The organism is Mucilaginibacter mallensis, assembly GCF_900105165.1.
GTDB classification, from domain to species: Bacteria; Bacteroidota; Bacteroidia; order Sphingobacteriales; family Sphingobacteriaceae; genus Mucilaginibacter; species Mucilaginibacter mallensis.
On record NZ_LT629740.1, the window covers coordinates 698,490 to 715,810 of the forward strand.

Genomic DNA, 17,321 nt, shown 5'->3' on the forward strand with positions numbered 1-17,321 from the left:
AATATTTTATAATGCAATATAGGCTATTGGCAAAATTATCTACCGGGTATATAAGATAGATAAGTATATAAGCGTGTAAATAACACGTATATATCTTATTTATTGGGTGATGAATGGGTGAACAGGTATGTATTTTAGCCAACTCTTCTTATATTTTACCCTTTTTTAATAAATAAGTGTATTTTTAGGTTAATTAATTGTAAATTCAAACAATGATTAATTAAAACTTTAGCGCCATGAAAGTATTACAATTTACCATCCCGGTAGCCTATGATAAGAGTGTTATTACAGAGCAGGTGGAGTTGCCTTACCATTATCCTTATCTGCACCGCCATACCGAAACGCAGATAACCTGGATACAGCAGGGCGAGGGTACATTAATTGTTGGCAATAACATGCATGACTATGCAGCGGGTGATATCTTTTTGCTTGGTGCTAATCTTCCGCATGTGTTTAAAAGCAATCCGGAATACTTTAACAGCGACAGTGGCAGGTCGATAAAAGCGTTTACACTTTTCTTTAATCCTGATGGTATTTTAGCAGCGTTATTTAATCTGCCCGAATTAAAATCATTCAGGATCTTCCTGCAACAACACCAGCAGGGCTTTAAAATTCCCGCGGATAACTTTAGCCCGGTTTCCCATGCCATGAATGCCGTTAAAGGCGCTTCGGGCCCGGAACAATTGATACAGTTCTTTAACCTGATAAAAAGCCTCATCACAATAGATACAAAACTCGATCCCTTGTCATCATACGGCGATCTGCCTGCAATTACGGAAAATGAGGGCATCAGGATAGGTAATATCTACAACTTTATTATGCAGAATTACAGCGAGGCCATCACCTTAGAGGATGTTGCCAAAGCGGCCTACATGACCCCCGAATCATTCTGCCGTTATTTCAAAAAACATACGGGGCACACCTTTATTTCCTTTTTAAGTGAGATCAGAATAAACGAGGCTTGTAAAAAACTCACCGCGCATAAGTTCGAGAGTATATCAACCGTAGCTTATAAATGTGGCTTTAAAAGCATCACAAATTTTAACCGCGTATTTAAATGTGTTATCGGCACTTCCCCGCGCGAATACCTGGAGAATTACCATAATAACGTTAACAGCCTTTCAAAATTAGCAAGCTAATTTAATAGTACCTCTGTACTTGTGGCATGAAGTCGTTATCCCCGGCAGGGAATACCTATGCTTTATAACGCTATAGATAATATTGGTTAAAAAGCTGTTAATAGCGGATAAGTTAGGTAATTATAGGGCCGCATATACTTTTATTTTTGCTACGCATTAATACAAGTACACAAAAATATTCAGCACGTTTCCCCCGATTTTATATGATCTGTTGTAAAAAAACTCCATTACGTATTACTCATAAATTATTTACTGTTCCGGGCTTAATATTATGCCTGCTGCTAACTATCCATAGCAAGTCCCAGGCACAAAAAGCTGCCGTGCCTGTTAGCATGTATGAGCAGGCCAGCGAGGTAAGCGGCAAGATTATACAGTACGGGCAGGACATCAGCGCCATTAATGATTTTTACTGGCCCTATGTACTTGATCCGAATAACGAAGAACAGTTTAAAGACCAGGTACTAAGCTCGCCCGAACAGCGTAAAAGGCTAATCGAGGTAAATAATGATTATCTGAAACAATTGGCTCAGGTAGATTTTGATGCCATGAGTGTATACGGCAAGGTGGATTACATCCTGCTAAAGAAAAAAATAAACTTAGCGTTGATCGATCTGCACAAGGAAGAGGATCAATACAACAGTATAAAACAATACATGCCCTTTGCCAATGATATTTACCTGCTGGAAGCACAGCGCAGACGCGGTGTTACGATGGATGGCCAGACAGTAGCTGCTAAACTTAATGATATTTTAAAGGAGCTTAAAATTGATACAGCTTCATTTAATAAAGTGCCATCGCTGGATATGCCGCTGGCAAGAAAAGCCAGGGAAGCAGTTATCGGCTTAAAAAGCAGGCTGAAGAATTTCTACGATTTCTATAATAATTACGATCCACAATTTACCTGGTGGGTACCTGCGCCATATAAAATTTTAGATAGCACGCTAACCTTATACAGCAAACAGATCATTAAAAAAGGAAAGCTGCATACTACGCAAAAGCCTGATAGCAGCGGGATAAAAGGCGTGCCGATAGGTCGCGAAGCGCTGATCAGTCAGATGGATGCGGAAATGATCCCTTATACACCCGAGGAACTCATAAAACTGGCGAACAAGGAATTTGCCTGGTGCAATAAGGAAATGCTGAAGGCATCAAACGAAATGGGTTATGGCAACGATTGGAAGAAGGCCTTAGAGAAAGTGAAGAATAGTTATGTGCCAGCCGGGCAACAACCTGCAACCATTGTGCAATTAAGTAATGACGCACTGGACTTTATTAAAGCCCGCGACCTGATAACCATACCGCCGCTTGCCGAGGAAACCTGGGGCATGATCATGATGACACCGCAAAGGCAACTGGTAAACCCGTTTTTTACAGGTGGCCGCGAGATCAGCGTTTCCTATCCAACCGGATCAATGGAAGAAGGGGATAAGCTGATGAGCATGCGCGGTAATAACCCCTATTTTTCAAGGGGGACAGTACAGCATGAGCTTTTGCCGGGGCATAACCTGCAATATTTTATCAATAGCCGTTACAAATCATACCGCCAGGATTTTGCTACACCATTTGCAGGTGAAGGCTGGGCCGTGTACTGGGAGCTATTACTGTACGATCAGGGTTTTGCAAAAACACCTGAACAGCGTATAGGGATGTTGTTCTGGCGTATGCACCGCTGCGCGCGCATCATATTCTCGCTCAATTACCATTTAGGCAACTGGACTCCTCAGCAATGTATCGACTTTTTGGTGGATAGCGTAGGCCACGAGCGGGCGAATGCCATAGGCGAAGTTAGAAGATCGTTTAAGGGTGATTACAGTCCGCTGTACCAGGTTGCCTATTTAACCGGTGCCCTGCAATTAATGAGTTTGAAACACGAGCTGGTTGATGGTGGTAAAATGACCTACAAGCAATTTCATGATGCGGTTGTAAAGGAAGGTCTTATACCTGTTGAACTGGTGAGGGCAACCCTTGAAGGCACGCCTTTAAACAAGGATTATAGTACCAACTGGAAGTTTTACGATTTCAACAAGTAATTAATAGATTTTAATTGATACCCCTGATATTTAATCCCCCTGATTTATAAATGGATCATAATCCCTCATTTAAGCCATCGTTACGACTGATTGACGCTACCATGCTGGTGGCGGGCAGTATGATTGGCTCCGGTATATTTATAGTAAGCGCCGATATAACCCGTAATGTGGGCAGTGCAGGCTGGCTGATATTTGTTTGGCTGATAACCGGCTTTATGACCCTCACAGCGGCCTTAAGCTATGGCGAGCTGAGTGCAATGTACCCAAAGGCTGGCGGTCAATACGTGTATTTAAAAGAGGCATACAATCCACTGGTAGGTTTTTTATACGGATGGAGCTTTTTTACCGTGATACAAACGGCAACCATAGCCGCGGTAGGGGTAGCGTTCTCTAAGTTTATGGCCTATCTTGTTCCGGCGGTAAGTGAGGATAATATCCTGTTAAAAATACAAATGGGTGTGGATAGCGCCGGGCAGGCGCGCTTTTTTACTTTTAGCGCCGCACAACTGGTATCCATCATATTAATTTTCCTGCTCACGTTCATTAATACCCGGGGTATAAAAAGTGGTAAGCTGATACAAACTACGTTTACTTTAACCAAGTTGCTGAGTTTATTCGGGCTGATTGTTTTTGGTTTTATTGCCCTAAAGGGCGATGTATGGCATGCCAACTGGACCAACGCCTGGAGCCTGCACAGCCTGAATAAGGACGGCAGTTTTTCAACCTATACAACAATTGCCGCTTTAGGTGCTATCGCATCCTCAATGGTAGGCTCCATTTTTAGCAGCGACTCATGGAACAACGTAACCTTTATAGCCGGTGAATTGAGAAACCCTAAACGGGATATCGCTTTGAGCTTGTTCTTCGGTACACTGATCGTAACCATTATTTATGTGGCGGCAAACATTGTTTACACCGCTGTTTTGCCCCTGCACGAAATTGCTTATGCAGCTAAGGACAGGGTGGGTGTAGCAGCATCACAATCCATATTCGGTAATATAGGTACGGTAATTATCGCGCTGATGATCATGGTATCAACATTTGGCTGTAATAATGGTTTAATTATGGCTGGCGCGAGGGTATATTACTCTATGGCTAAGGATAAACTGTTCTTTAACAAAGCGGCAACGCTCAACAAAAACTCGGTACCGGGTTATGGCTTATGGATCCAGTGCATATTTGCTTGTTTGTGGAGCTTAAGCGGCAAATACGGCGATCTGCTGGATATGATTTCCTTTGTAGTAGTAGTATTTTACATGCTGACCATCATCGGCATTTTCATTCTCCGTAAAAAACACCCGAATGCCGAGAGGCCTTATAAAGCTTTTGGCTATCCTGTTTTGCCAATATTATATATCATCATGGGACTGGCATTCTGCATCCTGCTGATCAAATTCAAGCCAAACTACACCTGGCCTGGATTGATCATTACCCTTGCAGGCATACCTGCCTATTACCTGATTATGCGTAATCAAAAACCAGCAGATATTTAATGTCTCTCTGAAGATAAAAAGCAGAGGTCATGCTGAGGCACTCGAAGCATGCGGGCAAAGGCCTCTGCGCCCACCCTTCGAGTGCCTCAGGGTGACCCCACACTCAAGATAATTTTCACTCTGTGTTCCTCTGTGCAAACCTTCGCGTCCTCTGTGGTAAAAAACTAACCACAAAGAACACAAAGCTTTTCACAAAGAGCGCTAAGGATTTCGGTTAATATAAAGTGTCTATTTACTAAAATAGAGCCATAAACACACGTACGTTAAGCCTAAATTTGGTCTTACAATTAAGCTGAAAACCTACTCATGTATAAATTTATACTTACGCTGTTTATAAGTGCCTGTTTAAATATTTGTCTGGCACAAAATACCCATTTCATAAAGCCGGATTCGGCACGTTTTATAACCGGTACGCAGGATAACTATAGGGACATTACTTTCAATGACCAGGCCTGGAAAATGCAAAAACTAGGTGAGGTTTGGCAAAGTCAGGGTTATCCGGATTATCATGGCTATGCCTGGTACCGCATCCATGTTCATATCCCCTCATCATTAAAAAAGAGCGCCATTTGGGCCGATAGTCTGCGTATTTACCTTGCCCATGTTAACGATGTTGATGAAACCTATTTTAACGGGGTGAAGATCGGCAAGATCGGCTCGTTCCCTGATGATAAGGGTGGTTATGTAAGCAAATGGCCCGCCGTTCGCAGCTATTGCATTCCGGCTAATAGTAACCTTATAAAATGGGATGCGGATAATGTGATAGCCGTAAATGTTTACGACGGCGGCGGCACAGGCGGCATATTTATGGGCGAACCATTTATTGATATGCTCGAAAAAACCGACGGCATTGAGTTTACGGCCAAAGCGATCAGCTTTTTACCCGGTGATAAGGCGCAGCGTAAACTACTGCTGCAAAACAAGTTCAATACGACTATCACCGGTACCTTTCACTATAAAATAATTGATGCGGCGCAGCATATCACCCTAAAAGAAGCTAATGTTATTACTGTTTTAGCACCGTTTGCATCAAAGGAGTTCACACTTGATTTTCCGCACCGTGAGGGGATAGAGTTAACGTATGATTATACAGAAAAAACATCAGGCAAGGGCAAAAGCTTTACCGAAGTTGCTCCCTATATATTAACGCCAATTGCATCGAACAGTCCGGTTATTAATGGTCCGGCTGTTTTGGGCGCTATGGCAGGGCATGCTATTTTATACAGGATCCCTGTAAGCGGCGCAAGACCTATAAATTACAGCGTGAGCGGCTTGCCAAATGGCTTAACCCTGGATGCCAAAACAGGGATCATCTCTGGTGCTATCGGCGCAAATGGTTCGTACCCCGTAATGCTTACGGCAACCAACAGCATAGGTAAATACCAAAAAGTATTCACTATTAAAGTAGGCGATAAACTGGCATTAACGCCACCAATGGGCTGGAACAGCTGGAATTGCTGGGGACTAAGCGTAAGTGCCGAAAAGGTAAAAAGTTCGGCCAATGCGCTGATTGAAAAAGGATTGGCTGATTATGGTTGGAGCTATATTAATGTTGATGATGGCTGGCAGGCACCACAGCGGGCAGCATCAGGCGAGATAGTGGCTAATGATAAATTTCCGGATATGGCGGCCCTGGGTACATATCTTCACGGGCAGGGTTTAAAGTTCGGGATCTACTCATCTCCAGGCACAAAAACCTGTGGCGGATTTTTAGGCTCATTGGGCCATGAGGGGCAGGACGCATCAACCTATCAGAAATGGGGAGTCGATTATTTAAAATACGACCTGTGCAGCTATACCGATATTATTGGCGAAGATACCTCGTTAGCTATCCAGCAAAAGCCTTACATCATTATGCGCGATGCATTGAAAAAGCAGCAGAGGGACATTGTTTACAGTCTGTGCCAATACGGTATCAAGGATGTTTGGAAATGGGGCGCGGAAATGAACGGCAACCTGTGGCGCACTACCGAAGATATTACCGACACCTGGGAAAGCCTTTATGATATTGGTTTTAAACAAGATAATTTATACCCCTATGCGCACCCCGGTGGCTGGAACGACCCCGATATGCTGATAGTAGGCATGGTAGGCTGGGGCGAAAGCTTGCACCCCACTCGTTTAACGCCTTATGAGCAATATACCCATATCAGCTTGTGGTCGATGCTATCTGCCCCCTTGCTTATTGGCTGCGATATCAGCAAGCTGGATGATTTTACTCTTAACCTGCTAAAAAACAAAGAGGTAATTGATGTTGACCAGGATGTAGCCGGGCAACAAGCTAAAAAGGTGATCGAGGAAAATAATTTCCAGGTATGGGTAAAAACCATGGCCGATGGGAGTCATGTAATAGGCATATTTAATTTAAACAACGCCTATGCAAGCTACGGGCTTAAGTTAAGCAAAGCCGGGATCAATCAGCTGTCAACCATCAGGGATATATGGCGACAAAAGGATCTGGGCAAGCATTTAAGCGACGTTTCATTCAATATTCCGCCTCATGGGGTAAGGCTCATTAAGGTTACGAGCCCCCCGACCCCCTGAAGGGGGAGTTTTATTGGTAATATGGATGTTTTCGTTAGTAATTATATTCTTTAGTTCTATATCATAGGTGTTCGGAAAATTACATTTTCCTTTTTTAATTCCCTCCCCACGGGAGGGGTGTGATTGGATGTGAAGTGGCAGGGAGGGGTTTATACACCAAATAAGCTGTTAAATCCCACCCTTCCCCGCCCTAAGGCGGGAATCGCACAGGGCCGATGCTGCCTCTTTCATCTTCCGAACACTTATGAGTTCTATACAAGCAATTAATTAAGGGTAAATTATAATAATCATTAGCTAAATTATTGAGGAATAGGGTTTTGCTTATTCGTAATTTAGCTTCATATCTAAAACTACATTATATAGTATGCGTTTTTTATCACCACGTTTGTTGTTGAGCGTGTCTGCCCTTATGGTTACGCAGGCCATGTACGCGCAGCAGCAAAAAGTTGTACCGTATTACCCAACAAGTCAGCAGATTTTGGAGTCGTACATCAGGCAAAATAAGCTTGATTCAACGCTTAAAACAATTCCACTAAATAGCCGCATCAATGCCAACTGGCAGGGCGACGCGTTCTGGTATGTTAAGCGTCTTGCAGGCAATGGGCAGGAATACGAATACATGAACGCTGTTACAGGCGTAAAATCAAAAGTGTTTGACCAACAGCGTTTGGTTGAGGGCATTAAAACAGCAACCGGCAAAAAAACAGATGCGACGAAGCTGAACATCAGCAAAATGTTTTTTAATGCTGATAAAAGCGCGATCACCTTTAAAAAGGATACCACCTGGCTGCAGTGCAATTTAAGCACCTACCAGGTTACTAAAACAACCGATACCCTGCACGATTTTTACGATAACGAAAAGCCCCTGCAATCCCGTACCTATCGCTGGGAATCGGTACAAAGAGATTCTATATCGCCTGATAAAAAATGGGCGGCATATGCCAAAGGCGGTAACCTTTTTGTAAAGGAGATCGGCAGCGGCAAGGAATCGCAGATAACCGAAGATGGCACTCTGGATCATCCTTATGGTGAATTTTCATGGTCGCCTGATAGCAAAAATGTGATCGGTTACCTTATCGATCCCAAAAAATCAAAGGAAGTATATTTTGTATTGAGCTCGGTGCCGGGTACAACGCGAGGTCAATTAAAATCACATGAATACGACCAGCCGGGCGATGAGTTTACTAGCTATACGCCCTATATTTTCAGTATTGCAGAGAAGCGCAAAATTAAGGTTGATATTGATAAGATAGACTTTTTTGGCGCGCCCGAAGCGCACTGGCGTAAAGGCAGCAGCCGTTACTATTCTTATGAAAGGGTCGACAGGGGCCACCAGCGTTTCAGAGTTATTGAGGTGGATGTAACCAATGGTAACACCCGTAATATCATCGACGAAAAAACAAAAACCTTTATTTACGAGCAGCGCATTTATACCCGCTACCTGCCCGATACGCACGAAATTGTTTGGATAACCGAGCAAGACGGCTGGCGGCATATTTACCTGGTAAATGATGTTACCGGGACCGAAAAACTGATTACCAAAGGCGACTGGGTAGTACGTGATATTGATAGCGTAGATAGCAAAAAAAGAGAGATCTGGTTTACGGCCAGCGGCATGAATGCAGGTGAAGATCCTTATTTTATCCACTACTACCGCATAGGTTTCGATGGCAAAAATATGGTTGACCTGACACCGGCCAAAGGTAACCATACCGTATTTTTCTCTCCCGACAGGAAATATTATTTAGACACCTATTCAGAAGTAAATGTTGCCCCGGTTACTGAGCTTCATGAAACCGGCAGCCGCAAAAAAATAGCGGAGATAGAGCATACCGATATGCAGCCCTTACTGGCAACAGGTGTAAAATTACCCGAAGTGTTTGTAGCAAAAGGCAGGGATGGCAAAACAGATATTTGGGGCGTGATCTACCGCCCAAGTAATTTTGATAGTTCAAAGGCCTATCCAATCATCGAAGATATTTATGCCGGTCCGCAGGATTCATTTGTGCCGAAAAGCTTTTCGCCGATAAATGAAATGCAGAGCATTGCGGAGCTGGGCTTTATTGTGGTGCAGATGGATGGTATGGGCACAGCCAACAGGTCGAAAGCATTTCATGATGTGTGTTGGAAAAACCTGGCAGATGGTGGCTTCGCCGATCGTATTTTATGGATAAAGGCCATGGCTAAACAGTATCCGCAGGCTGATACGACAAGAGTTGGTATATATGGTACTTCAGCAGGCGGGCAAAATTCGGCAGCCGCAGTGTTGTTCCATCCTGAGTTTTATAAAGCAGCAGTATCGGCATGTGGTTGCCACGATAACCGGATTGATAAACAATGGTGGAACGAGCAGTGGATGGGCTACCCTGTTGGGCCTCATTATGAGCAGCAAAGCAACATAACCAACGCTGGCAAGCTAAAAGGTAATCTTTTACTGATTGTTGGCGAGGCCGATCAAAATGTTCCGCCGGAATCGACCTACCGTTTTGCCGACGCGCTGATAAAAAATAACAAGGATTTTGATCTGCTAACCGTCCCCGGCGCTAACCATACAGATGGTGGCCCATACGGGCGTAGAAAGAAACGTGATTTCTTTGTAAAGCACTTATTGCATGTTGATGCTCCGGGCAGGGACATAGGCGAGCACTAAGAATTTAAAGATGAACAAATAATTGGTTTTGTTAATATAATAGGTTGATTGTTAATTGAGGCCTTGCCGCGAATGTGGTAAGGCCTTTTTTGTAAAGGGTAATTTATAGTTGATATTGACTAAAATGTTATTAACTGTTTGATGGAGAAGTATTAGCTTTGATTATAGCTAAACTTACACTTAAATCTTATCGCTCATGCCTGACTCAATTATCTATTTAACACTAGCGACGTTTGTCTTCTACTTCATTTTCGGGATATTATTTATTACAGTGGTTGCCTTGATCATTAAGCGGATATTTAATATTAATGGCAATGCAGCGTTAAAGCAAAAGGAATATTTGTTACTGAAACAAATAGCCATTAAGGTGGGCGTAGATAGTGATAAAATTAGTGAGATTGACAACCTGTAATTTTTTCACTCTGTGAAAATCTTTGTGTTCCCTGTGGTAAGTTTAACTACCATAGTGTTTTAAAGAGGGCATTTTTTATTCCCTCCCATGGGGAGGGGTGCGGCTGAACGTGAAGTGGCAGGGAGGGGTTAACCGCTTTACAAGCCTGCGAAAACCCCACCCTTCCCCGCCCCGAGGCGGGAATCGCACGATGCCAATGCTCCCTTTTACTCGTAGCGTTTAACCACAAAGCTCACAGAAATTCTAACAAATAACTAAAGTGAGGATTTTATTATTTGCCCTGTATCAACCTAAAATCAGCAAAGCTTGCAAAGCCACCTTTTGGCCCATAAGTACATTGGTATAAACCTACCTGCACCGGTTTTTTATCAAGGTCCACTCGCAAAGCCGGACTTCCGGGCAGATCAACCCAGTTAACATTATCGCTGCTGGTACGCACATAGAACCAGTTACCTTCCCGTTGTATTTGCAGGTATTTATTGTAGTTCCAGGCAGTTTGGATGTTGGTCTGGCGGCGGTCGCCGTAGGCAAAATTGGTAAACATGTTCCCTACATTCCATGCCGGGAAAATGCTGTTCTGTAGCAATTGTTCGGTATGCGTGCTGTCGCCTAAATTGTTGGCGAATCGTACCATTAAACCCGCATCATTATTCCCTGCCACCTTCTTTTCGGCTAATCCGCTTACATTGCTTACTTCCACTTCGGCAACAAAATCACCGATCACATTTTTGTAGATGAACGGTCCGTAAGGTGCGGAGCCATCCCAATAAGTATTATCTGATTCCAGCGTTAATGTGTCGTTTTTAGCTATAATATGCTGTGCCGATTGCTTGTCGCCTTTGCCAATAAAACCATCCCATATCGAGCCATTTACACCCGATAATAGGTAATCGTTCTGCTTAGAAAAATCATCAGTACAAACAGTAAACTGAGCTGATGCTGTTGAAGCATTTAACGCCTTGCTATCGCCCGTAACATTACCCGCATTATCCCTCACCTTAAATACATAACTATACTGCTGATCTACCGATAAGCCATAATCGATGTAATAAGGCTCATCAACCCAGCCGCTTTGTTTAACCGGGGTATTATTAACCAGCCTGGTAAAATTATATTGTAAGCTGTTATTGCTGTTCTTAGCATAATCTGCGGCCTCCATGCGCACCATTCCGGTTGTAAGGGCTTTGGGATTTTGTTTAAAGGCTAATGCGCTGTCAATAGGTAAATGCAGGTTCTGCTGCCACACATTATTCAACATTCTTATTTCATCATTGCTTAATGCATATCTGTACACGCTCAGCCCTGCAATAGCGCCTGAAAGGCCTTCTATCGCATTACCTGCCGCGTTTATATTCAATGCATCGGTGTTGGCTGATGGCACGCCGTCAATAAATTTCTTAGTGGTATTACCGTTATAAGTTTTGATAATTAAATGCCATCTACCTGCGGCAGACTTGGTATCAAACATGCTGGCTACAATGCTGTAATTACTTTTTAAAGCAAGCGGCTCGCTTAATGTTAACGAAGTTTTTTCAGGGAACTTTACGCTGATACGGCCTGCAACATCCTGAACCACCGGCACGGCATTAGAAGCGTTCAAGCTTTCACCCGCATCGCCTTCATTGGCCCAGTTTTGCAGTTTTCCATAGGATAATTTAGCCGCATCAAGGTATATCGCAATACGCGATGGCTTAACGTTGGTATACAATGCCTTAATTGCCGGTTCCGCTAATGGCCTGTCATACACTTGTAAGGAGACAATAGCGCCAGAAAAGTGTGACTGCCTGTCATGATCACTACCCAACACAAAATTTGCGGCACGTTTTACAAACAGCATCTTGTTTTCCTGGTTGTTGAGCGTGCCATCCACATAAACCTTTTCAAAAGTGCCGTCAAAAGTAATGGCTATATGGTGCCATTTGCCGGCTAATTGTGCGCTATGTGTATATGGTATGTCAGCAAAACCGGAATGCTGTGCCGCGCCAAAATCGCGATTGGTGCCATAACCGAATGTTGCGGCAGTCAGCTGGTCGTTATCATTGCTCCAGGCCAGCAGCGGGTTATCATCCTTTAATTGAGGCGCATATGCCCAAAATGATACTGTATAGCTGTTATTCCCTGCTAATGAAAGCGGTACGTTAAAACTTGATGCTAATGATTCCCTGCCGGTGAATATAAGCGCCTTTTTACCTGCAATAAAATCAGCAACGAGAGCTTTGCCGTCGGTCTTAAATTGGCCACCGAGCGCGCCAGTATTTTTCCATTCCTTAACGGGTGCTCCCGCTTGCAGATCTGCCGCATCTAAATTGATTAGCAATCCCTTTTGGGTATATTTTTCTGCTACTTGCTGATGCAGATTCTCAGGCACCACAGGGGCTGGGCCATCGCCAAATACTTTCAAATTCCAAGCCGCTTTGTACAAGCCGGGGTATTCTGTGTTGGTGATGGTAAGTTTTATATACCGGGCTTTTACATCACCCTCATCCACCGCCGGACTACCATGCCAGTGGTTATTTCTTTTATCCGAGAATATTTTCCACACTTTGCCATCTGCAGAATATTCTATTAAATACTGATAATACCAGGTAGCATATTCAAATTGGGTAAGTACTCGTTTTACGGGAGTAAGTTTACCCAAATCAACCTGTAACCATGCTGCTTTGGCGCTGTTATCTTTGGGTTTCCACAAGGTGCCGTTGTTATCATCAACGGCAAACTCTGGTTTGTAATCAGCACTGTAATACGATGATGCAGTGACTTTTTTTACATAAGCCAGGTTAGGGTATGGATTAGTGTTTTTGCCTAAAAAGCCTACGCCTGTATGTGTGGGGATTACTTTTTCAATATTGCCATCAGCATCAAAAACCAGTTTGTCGGCACAAACCTGCCTGTTATAACCACCGCCCGAGTGCGGGTTATTATGCCTGTGGTAAATGATATAATAATCATCGCCAATCTGCAGCACCGAATTATGCCCCGGCCCGTGAACGGTACCATCCACACTGGTAGCCAGTATAGGGTTGTTCTTGCCATAGGCAAAACCCTCCATCGGGCTGGTTTTGCTCATAGCATATTGTACACGGTAAGTTTCATTTTCGCAAAAGCCTGATGAGTACATCAAATAATAAATACCCTTGCGCTTAAATAGGAACGATCCCTCAAAAAAGTCCTTAGCCAAAGTATTGGGGATTTGCGCCGTTTTACTGAACGACCGCATATCCGGGTTTAACAAGCCCACACCACAGCCAAAACCGGGATAGATTCCCCAGGTACCCCAGGTCATGTAATACTTGCCGTCGTCATCCTTAAAAGTTTGCCCGTCGAGTGTTATAACTTTTGGTACAAGGTAATTAGGGACAACCGCCTTGCCATCTGGAAAAAGAGGTGTCCATGGGCCGACCGGCGTATCAGATGACGCGCCGTAAACCTCAACCGTCGGCTGGCAGTAGTATAAATAGTATTTGCCGTTGCTAAAGGCCACATCAGGTGCCCAGTAGTTATGGGTGGTGGGCCAGTTCATGTCCTGCATGGTCCAGTTCACAAAGTCTTTTGAGGTCCACACCTGAGATGGACCCAGGCCGCCGCCATTACCATCGGTAGTAGCATATATATAATAGGTATCGCCAAATTTCTTTATAGTAGGATCGGCAAAATAGCCGGGGATGATAGGGTTGCTATTGCCCGGTGACTGGTAATTACCCTGCGCCATTAAACAATAAGGGGTTAAAAAACAGCAGCTAAATAGTAAAAATGAATAGATGAAACGCATGTTGCCGGTGGATTAGAAATGCCAGGAATGCAAATATATAAAGCATTTAATGCCCATATTTTTCATTAATTAACCTAAAATGGCAGGTAATTATCTATTGCCGGATAAAATGGATAAGAAGTTGCTACTACCAGGCAAATTTTAATAAACCTCCTATTTGTCATACCTGTACATTTACAATTATAATTTACGCAATTTTTAACATGTTTATATATAAACCTTTAAAAACTACCATAATGCGCATCCAAAGAAATCTTGTTGCGGCAGTAATATTGATCATTTGCCTGATATCCGGCGGTCAGACGGCTATGGCGCAGGACCCATGGAAAGCTTTGGAAATCAGGCCCTCAACCCTCGGGCTTGATAATGGCTTCCTGACTTTTAAAACAGGTGCATTGCAATTGCAGTTAGTTAAATCGTCACAAACAGTAGCGGCTTTAAATCCGGTTAGCGATACTCAGTTTGATTTTACCCCACACGACAGGCTTAAACTGCGCAGCTGCGACCGCATGTATCAGCTAGGCGATATTGATCTTCGCTTAAGGGTGGAGGGTGAAACAGAATGGACAAAATATTCCACCTCAACAAAAAGAGCACCGGTAAGCGTCTTAACGGTTAACGATGATAAGGTTTTGGCAGCGGCCGATCTTTCGGCTACATTACCCGCAGGTATTCCGCTAAATGTACAGCGCTATTATGAGCTGATCGATGGGCATCTGGTTCTGCTTTTTAAACTGAAAAATACAAGCGATAAAAATGTAGAGATCGGTTCATTAGGCATCCCGATGATCTTTAATAATATTATGCAGGGTAAATCACTCGAAGAAACCCATGCGCAAAATGTTTTTTATGATCCCTACATAGGTAAAGATGCGGGCTATTTACAGGTTACCCGCCTGAACGGGCATGGGCCAGCCTTGGTAGTTGTGCCTTATGGGAAAACTCCGTTTGAAGCTTATAGTCCGTTATTGGATGATCCTACCCCGCGCGGAATCGACTTTGAAGGTTTTTACGAGTGGATGGTACACAGCAAGGCTTATGCTGAAAACGAATGGAAAAAGGCAGAACCATGGAACACCCCAACATCATTCACCTTAAAACCGGGTGAAACTACCGAGTATGGCGTAAAATTCTTACTGGCCGATTCTATAAAAGGTATTGAAAGCACACTGATAGCTAACAAACGTCCTGTAGTTGTTGGCGTACCCGGCTATGTATTGCCAATGGGCACTAAAGCCAAGCTGTTTTTGAATTATGATGAAAAAGTAAAATCGTTGCAGGTTGAGCCGGAAGGCGCTTTAACGCTGAACGAAACAGTAGCTGAAAATGATAAATGGAAGGCATATCAAATTGAAGGAAAAATATGGGGCAGGGCACGCTTAACCATAACTTATGAGGATGGGCTTTCGCAAACCATAAATTATAAAGTGATAAAGGCCGAAGGCGATATGCTAAAAGATTTTGGTCATTTCTTGACCAATGAGCAATGGTATGTAAATAAAAATGATCCTTTCCACCGCGATCAATCGGTGATCAGTTATGATTATGAAACCAAGAAACAGGTAACTCAGGATAGCCGTGTATGGATCTCGGGTTTAAGTGACGAAGGTGGCGCGGGCAGCTGGCTCGGCGCTATGATGAAGGAACTGATTCAGCCGGATAAGGCCGAAATTGATAAACTTCAGCATTTTGTAAACCATACTTTATGGGGCGTAATTCAGCACGATGAGGGTAAACAAAAGTATGGCGTAAAGAAAAGCGTTTATTACTATGCACCTAAGGAAATGCCGGCAGGTACTTACAGTGACAGTGTAGACCACAAAACCTGGACTGCCTGGAACCACGAAGCCGCTAATGATGTGGGCCGTTCATATAACTATCCGCATGTTGCTGCTGCATGGTGGGTGATGTACCGTTTATCGCGTAACCACACAGGTTTGGTAACCGAGCAAAACTGGCAATGGTATCTTGATCACGCGTATCAAACTACCATGGCCATGATAAACCAGGCGCCCTATTATGTACAGTTCGGGCAAATGGAGGGTACTGTATTTTATTTAATATTGATGGATTTAAAAGCGGAAGGCTGGAACGATAAGGCCGCGATATTTGAAAAAGCCATGAAGGTACGCGCTGATCACTGGGATACTCTGCAATATCCTTTCGGTAGCGAAATGCCCTGGGATTCAACCGGGCAGGAGGAAGTCTACCTGTGGTCGTCATACTTTGGCTATACCAATAAGGCCGAGGTTACTATCGATGCCATATTGGGCTATATGCCAACCGTTCCAAACTGGGGCTATAATGGTTCGGCTCGCCGTTATTGGGACTTTTTATATGGCGGCAAACTTTCACGTATCGAGCGCCAACTGCACCATTATGGTTCAGGCATAAATGCTATACCTGTTTTAGCTGAATACAGGAAAAAACCAAGCGATCTTTATTTACTGCGTGTAGGGTATGGCGGTGTAATGGGCTCTGTTTCAAATATCACGCAGGATGGCTTTGGCCCGGCTGCATTCCACTCATTCCCGTCAACGCTTAAAATTGATGGCTTATCAGGTGATTACGGTCCGAACTTTTTTGGCTATGCCGTGAATATCTCCACCTATATTATGCATGATGATAACCTGGGCTGGCTGGCATTTGGCGGTAACCTGGTTCAAAAAGATAACTGGATTGATGTTAAAATAACCAACGGTGCAAAATCGCGCGTGTTTATAGCAGCTGCCGGGCTTTGGCTTACCTTAGATGCGGGTACGTTTAACACGGTATCATACAATACCACTACCGGCGCTGTATCTGTATTGCTTGATGCTGCCGATAAATACACGCCAAGCGCACGCCTGCATATCAAACAAACTGCAAATGTTATTGGGGCAGGTACATATAGTTTAGGTACAGCTAAAATACGTGGCGCTTATGTAATCGCTTTAAAAAATAGTGAGGTGAAAGTAAATCTCACCCACCATAAATAGCAATAAGCGTTATTTATACAATACTAAAAAGTACAGCCACCCGGTTGTACTTTTTTAGTTTATGGGCATCCCAAATGCCCGGTTTGCCGCGCTGATAAGCCTGCTCCGTAACTATAAAACACAAGTTTTAGTATGCGATTTCTTGCCAATATTTTATACAGGTTAAAATCGGGCAATAGCATGGTAATTTCTGTAAAATAAGGGTTACACAGGTGAATTATATTTGTATAACAAACACTTATTTGCTGACCTAAATACTTTATATCCCATTGTAAATAAGCTTTTTAAATGAACGCTAATAATGTT

At 43.5% G+C, this 17,321-nt stretch carries 8 protein-coding genes; 7 read left to right on the top strand and 1 reads right to left on the bottom strand.

What is annotated here, in order from left to right; all coding sequences use genetic code 11:
• The first annotated feature begins 236 nt into the window (after nt 1–236).
• The 6 genes from BLU33_RS02885 to BLU33_RS02910 all read left to right on the top strand — a co-directional run bounded on the left by BLU33_RS02885 (nt 237) and on the right by BLU33_RS02910 (nt 10,268).
• A complete protein-coding gene (locus BLU33_RS02885; protein WP_091368997.1) occupies nt 237–1,139 on the top strand; it encodes an AraC family transcriptional regulator in 903 nt (300 codons plus the stop codon).
• A 203-nt stretch (nt 1,140–1,342) separates the two neighbouring features.
• The gene (locus BLU33_RS02890) at nt 1,343–3,169 is read left to right on the top strand and encodes a DUF885 family protein (RefSeq protein ID WP_091369000.1); all 1,827 of its coding nucleotides are present in this window, start codon (nt 1,343–1,345) and stop codon (nt 3,167–3,169) included.
• 50 nt (nt 3,170–3,219) lie between these two features.
• On the top strand, nt 3,220–4,662 hold the full coding sequence (locus tag BLU33_RS02895; RefSeq protein WP_091369003.1) for an APC family permease: 1,443 nt from the start codon (nt 3,220–3,222) through the stop codon (nt 4,660–4,662).
• A 306-nt stretch (nt 4,663–4,968) separates the two neighbouring features.
• Nucleotides 4,969–7,206, top strand: coding sequence for a putative Ig domain-containing protein (locus tag BLU33_RS02900; protein WP_091369007.1), 2,238 nt, complete (start codon nt 4,969–4,971; stop codon nt 7,204–7,206).
• A 364-nt stretch (nt 7,207–7,570) separates the two neighbouring features.
• Nucleotides 7,571–9,856 carry a S9 family peptidase gene (locus tag BLU33_RS02905; RefSeq protein WP_232009379.1) on the top strand — a complete coding sequence of 762 codons (2,286 nt, stop codon included), beginning with the start codon at nt 7,571–7,573 and terminating at the stop codon, nt 9,854–9,856.
• Nucleotides 9,857–10,052: 196 nt separating this feature from the next.
• On the top strand, nt 10,053–10,268 hold the full coding sequence (locus BLU33_RS02910; protein WP_091369012.1) for a hypothetical protein: 216 nt from the start codon (nt 10,053–10,055) through the stop codon (nt 10,266–10,268).
• Between the two features lie 271 nt (nt 10,269–10,539).
• Here BLU33_RS02910 and BLU33_RS02915 read toward each other — a convergent pair whose 3' ends face one another.
• Nucleotides 10,540–14,037, bottom strand: a complete 3,498-nt coding sequence (locus BLU33_RS02915; RefSeq protein WP_091369016.1) for a family 43 glycosylhydrolase — start codon at nt 14,035–14,037, stop codon at nt 10,540–10,542.
• Between the two features lie 236 nt (nt 14,038–14,273).
• On the opposite strand from BLU33_RS02915, the gene BLU33_RS02920 reads away from it, so the two are divergent.
• Nucleotides 14,274–17,015 carry a DUF5695 domain-containing protein gene (locus BLU33_RS02920; protein ID WP_091380116.1) on the top strand — a complete coding sequence of 914 codons (2,742 nt, stop codon included), beginning with the start codon at nt 14,274–14,276 and terminating at the stop codon, nt 17,013–17,015.
• The last annotated feature ends 306 nt before the right edge of the window (nt 17,016–17,321 follow it).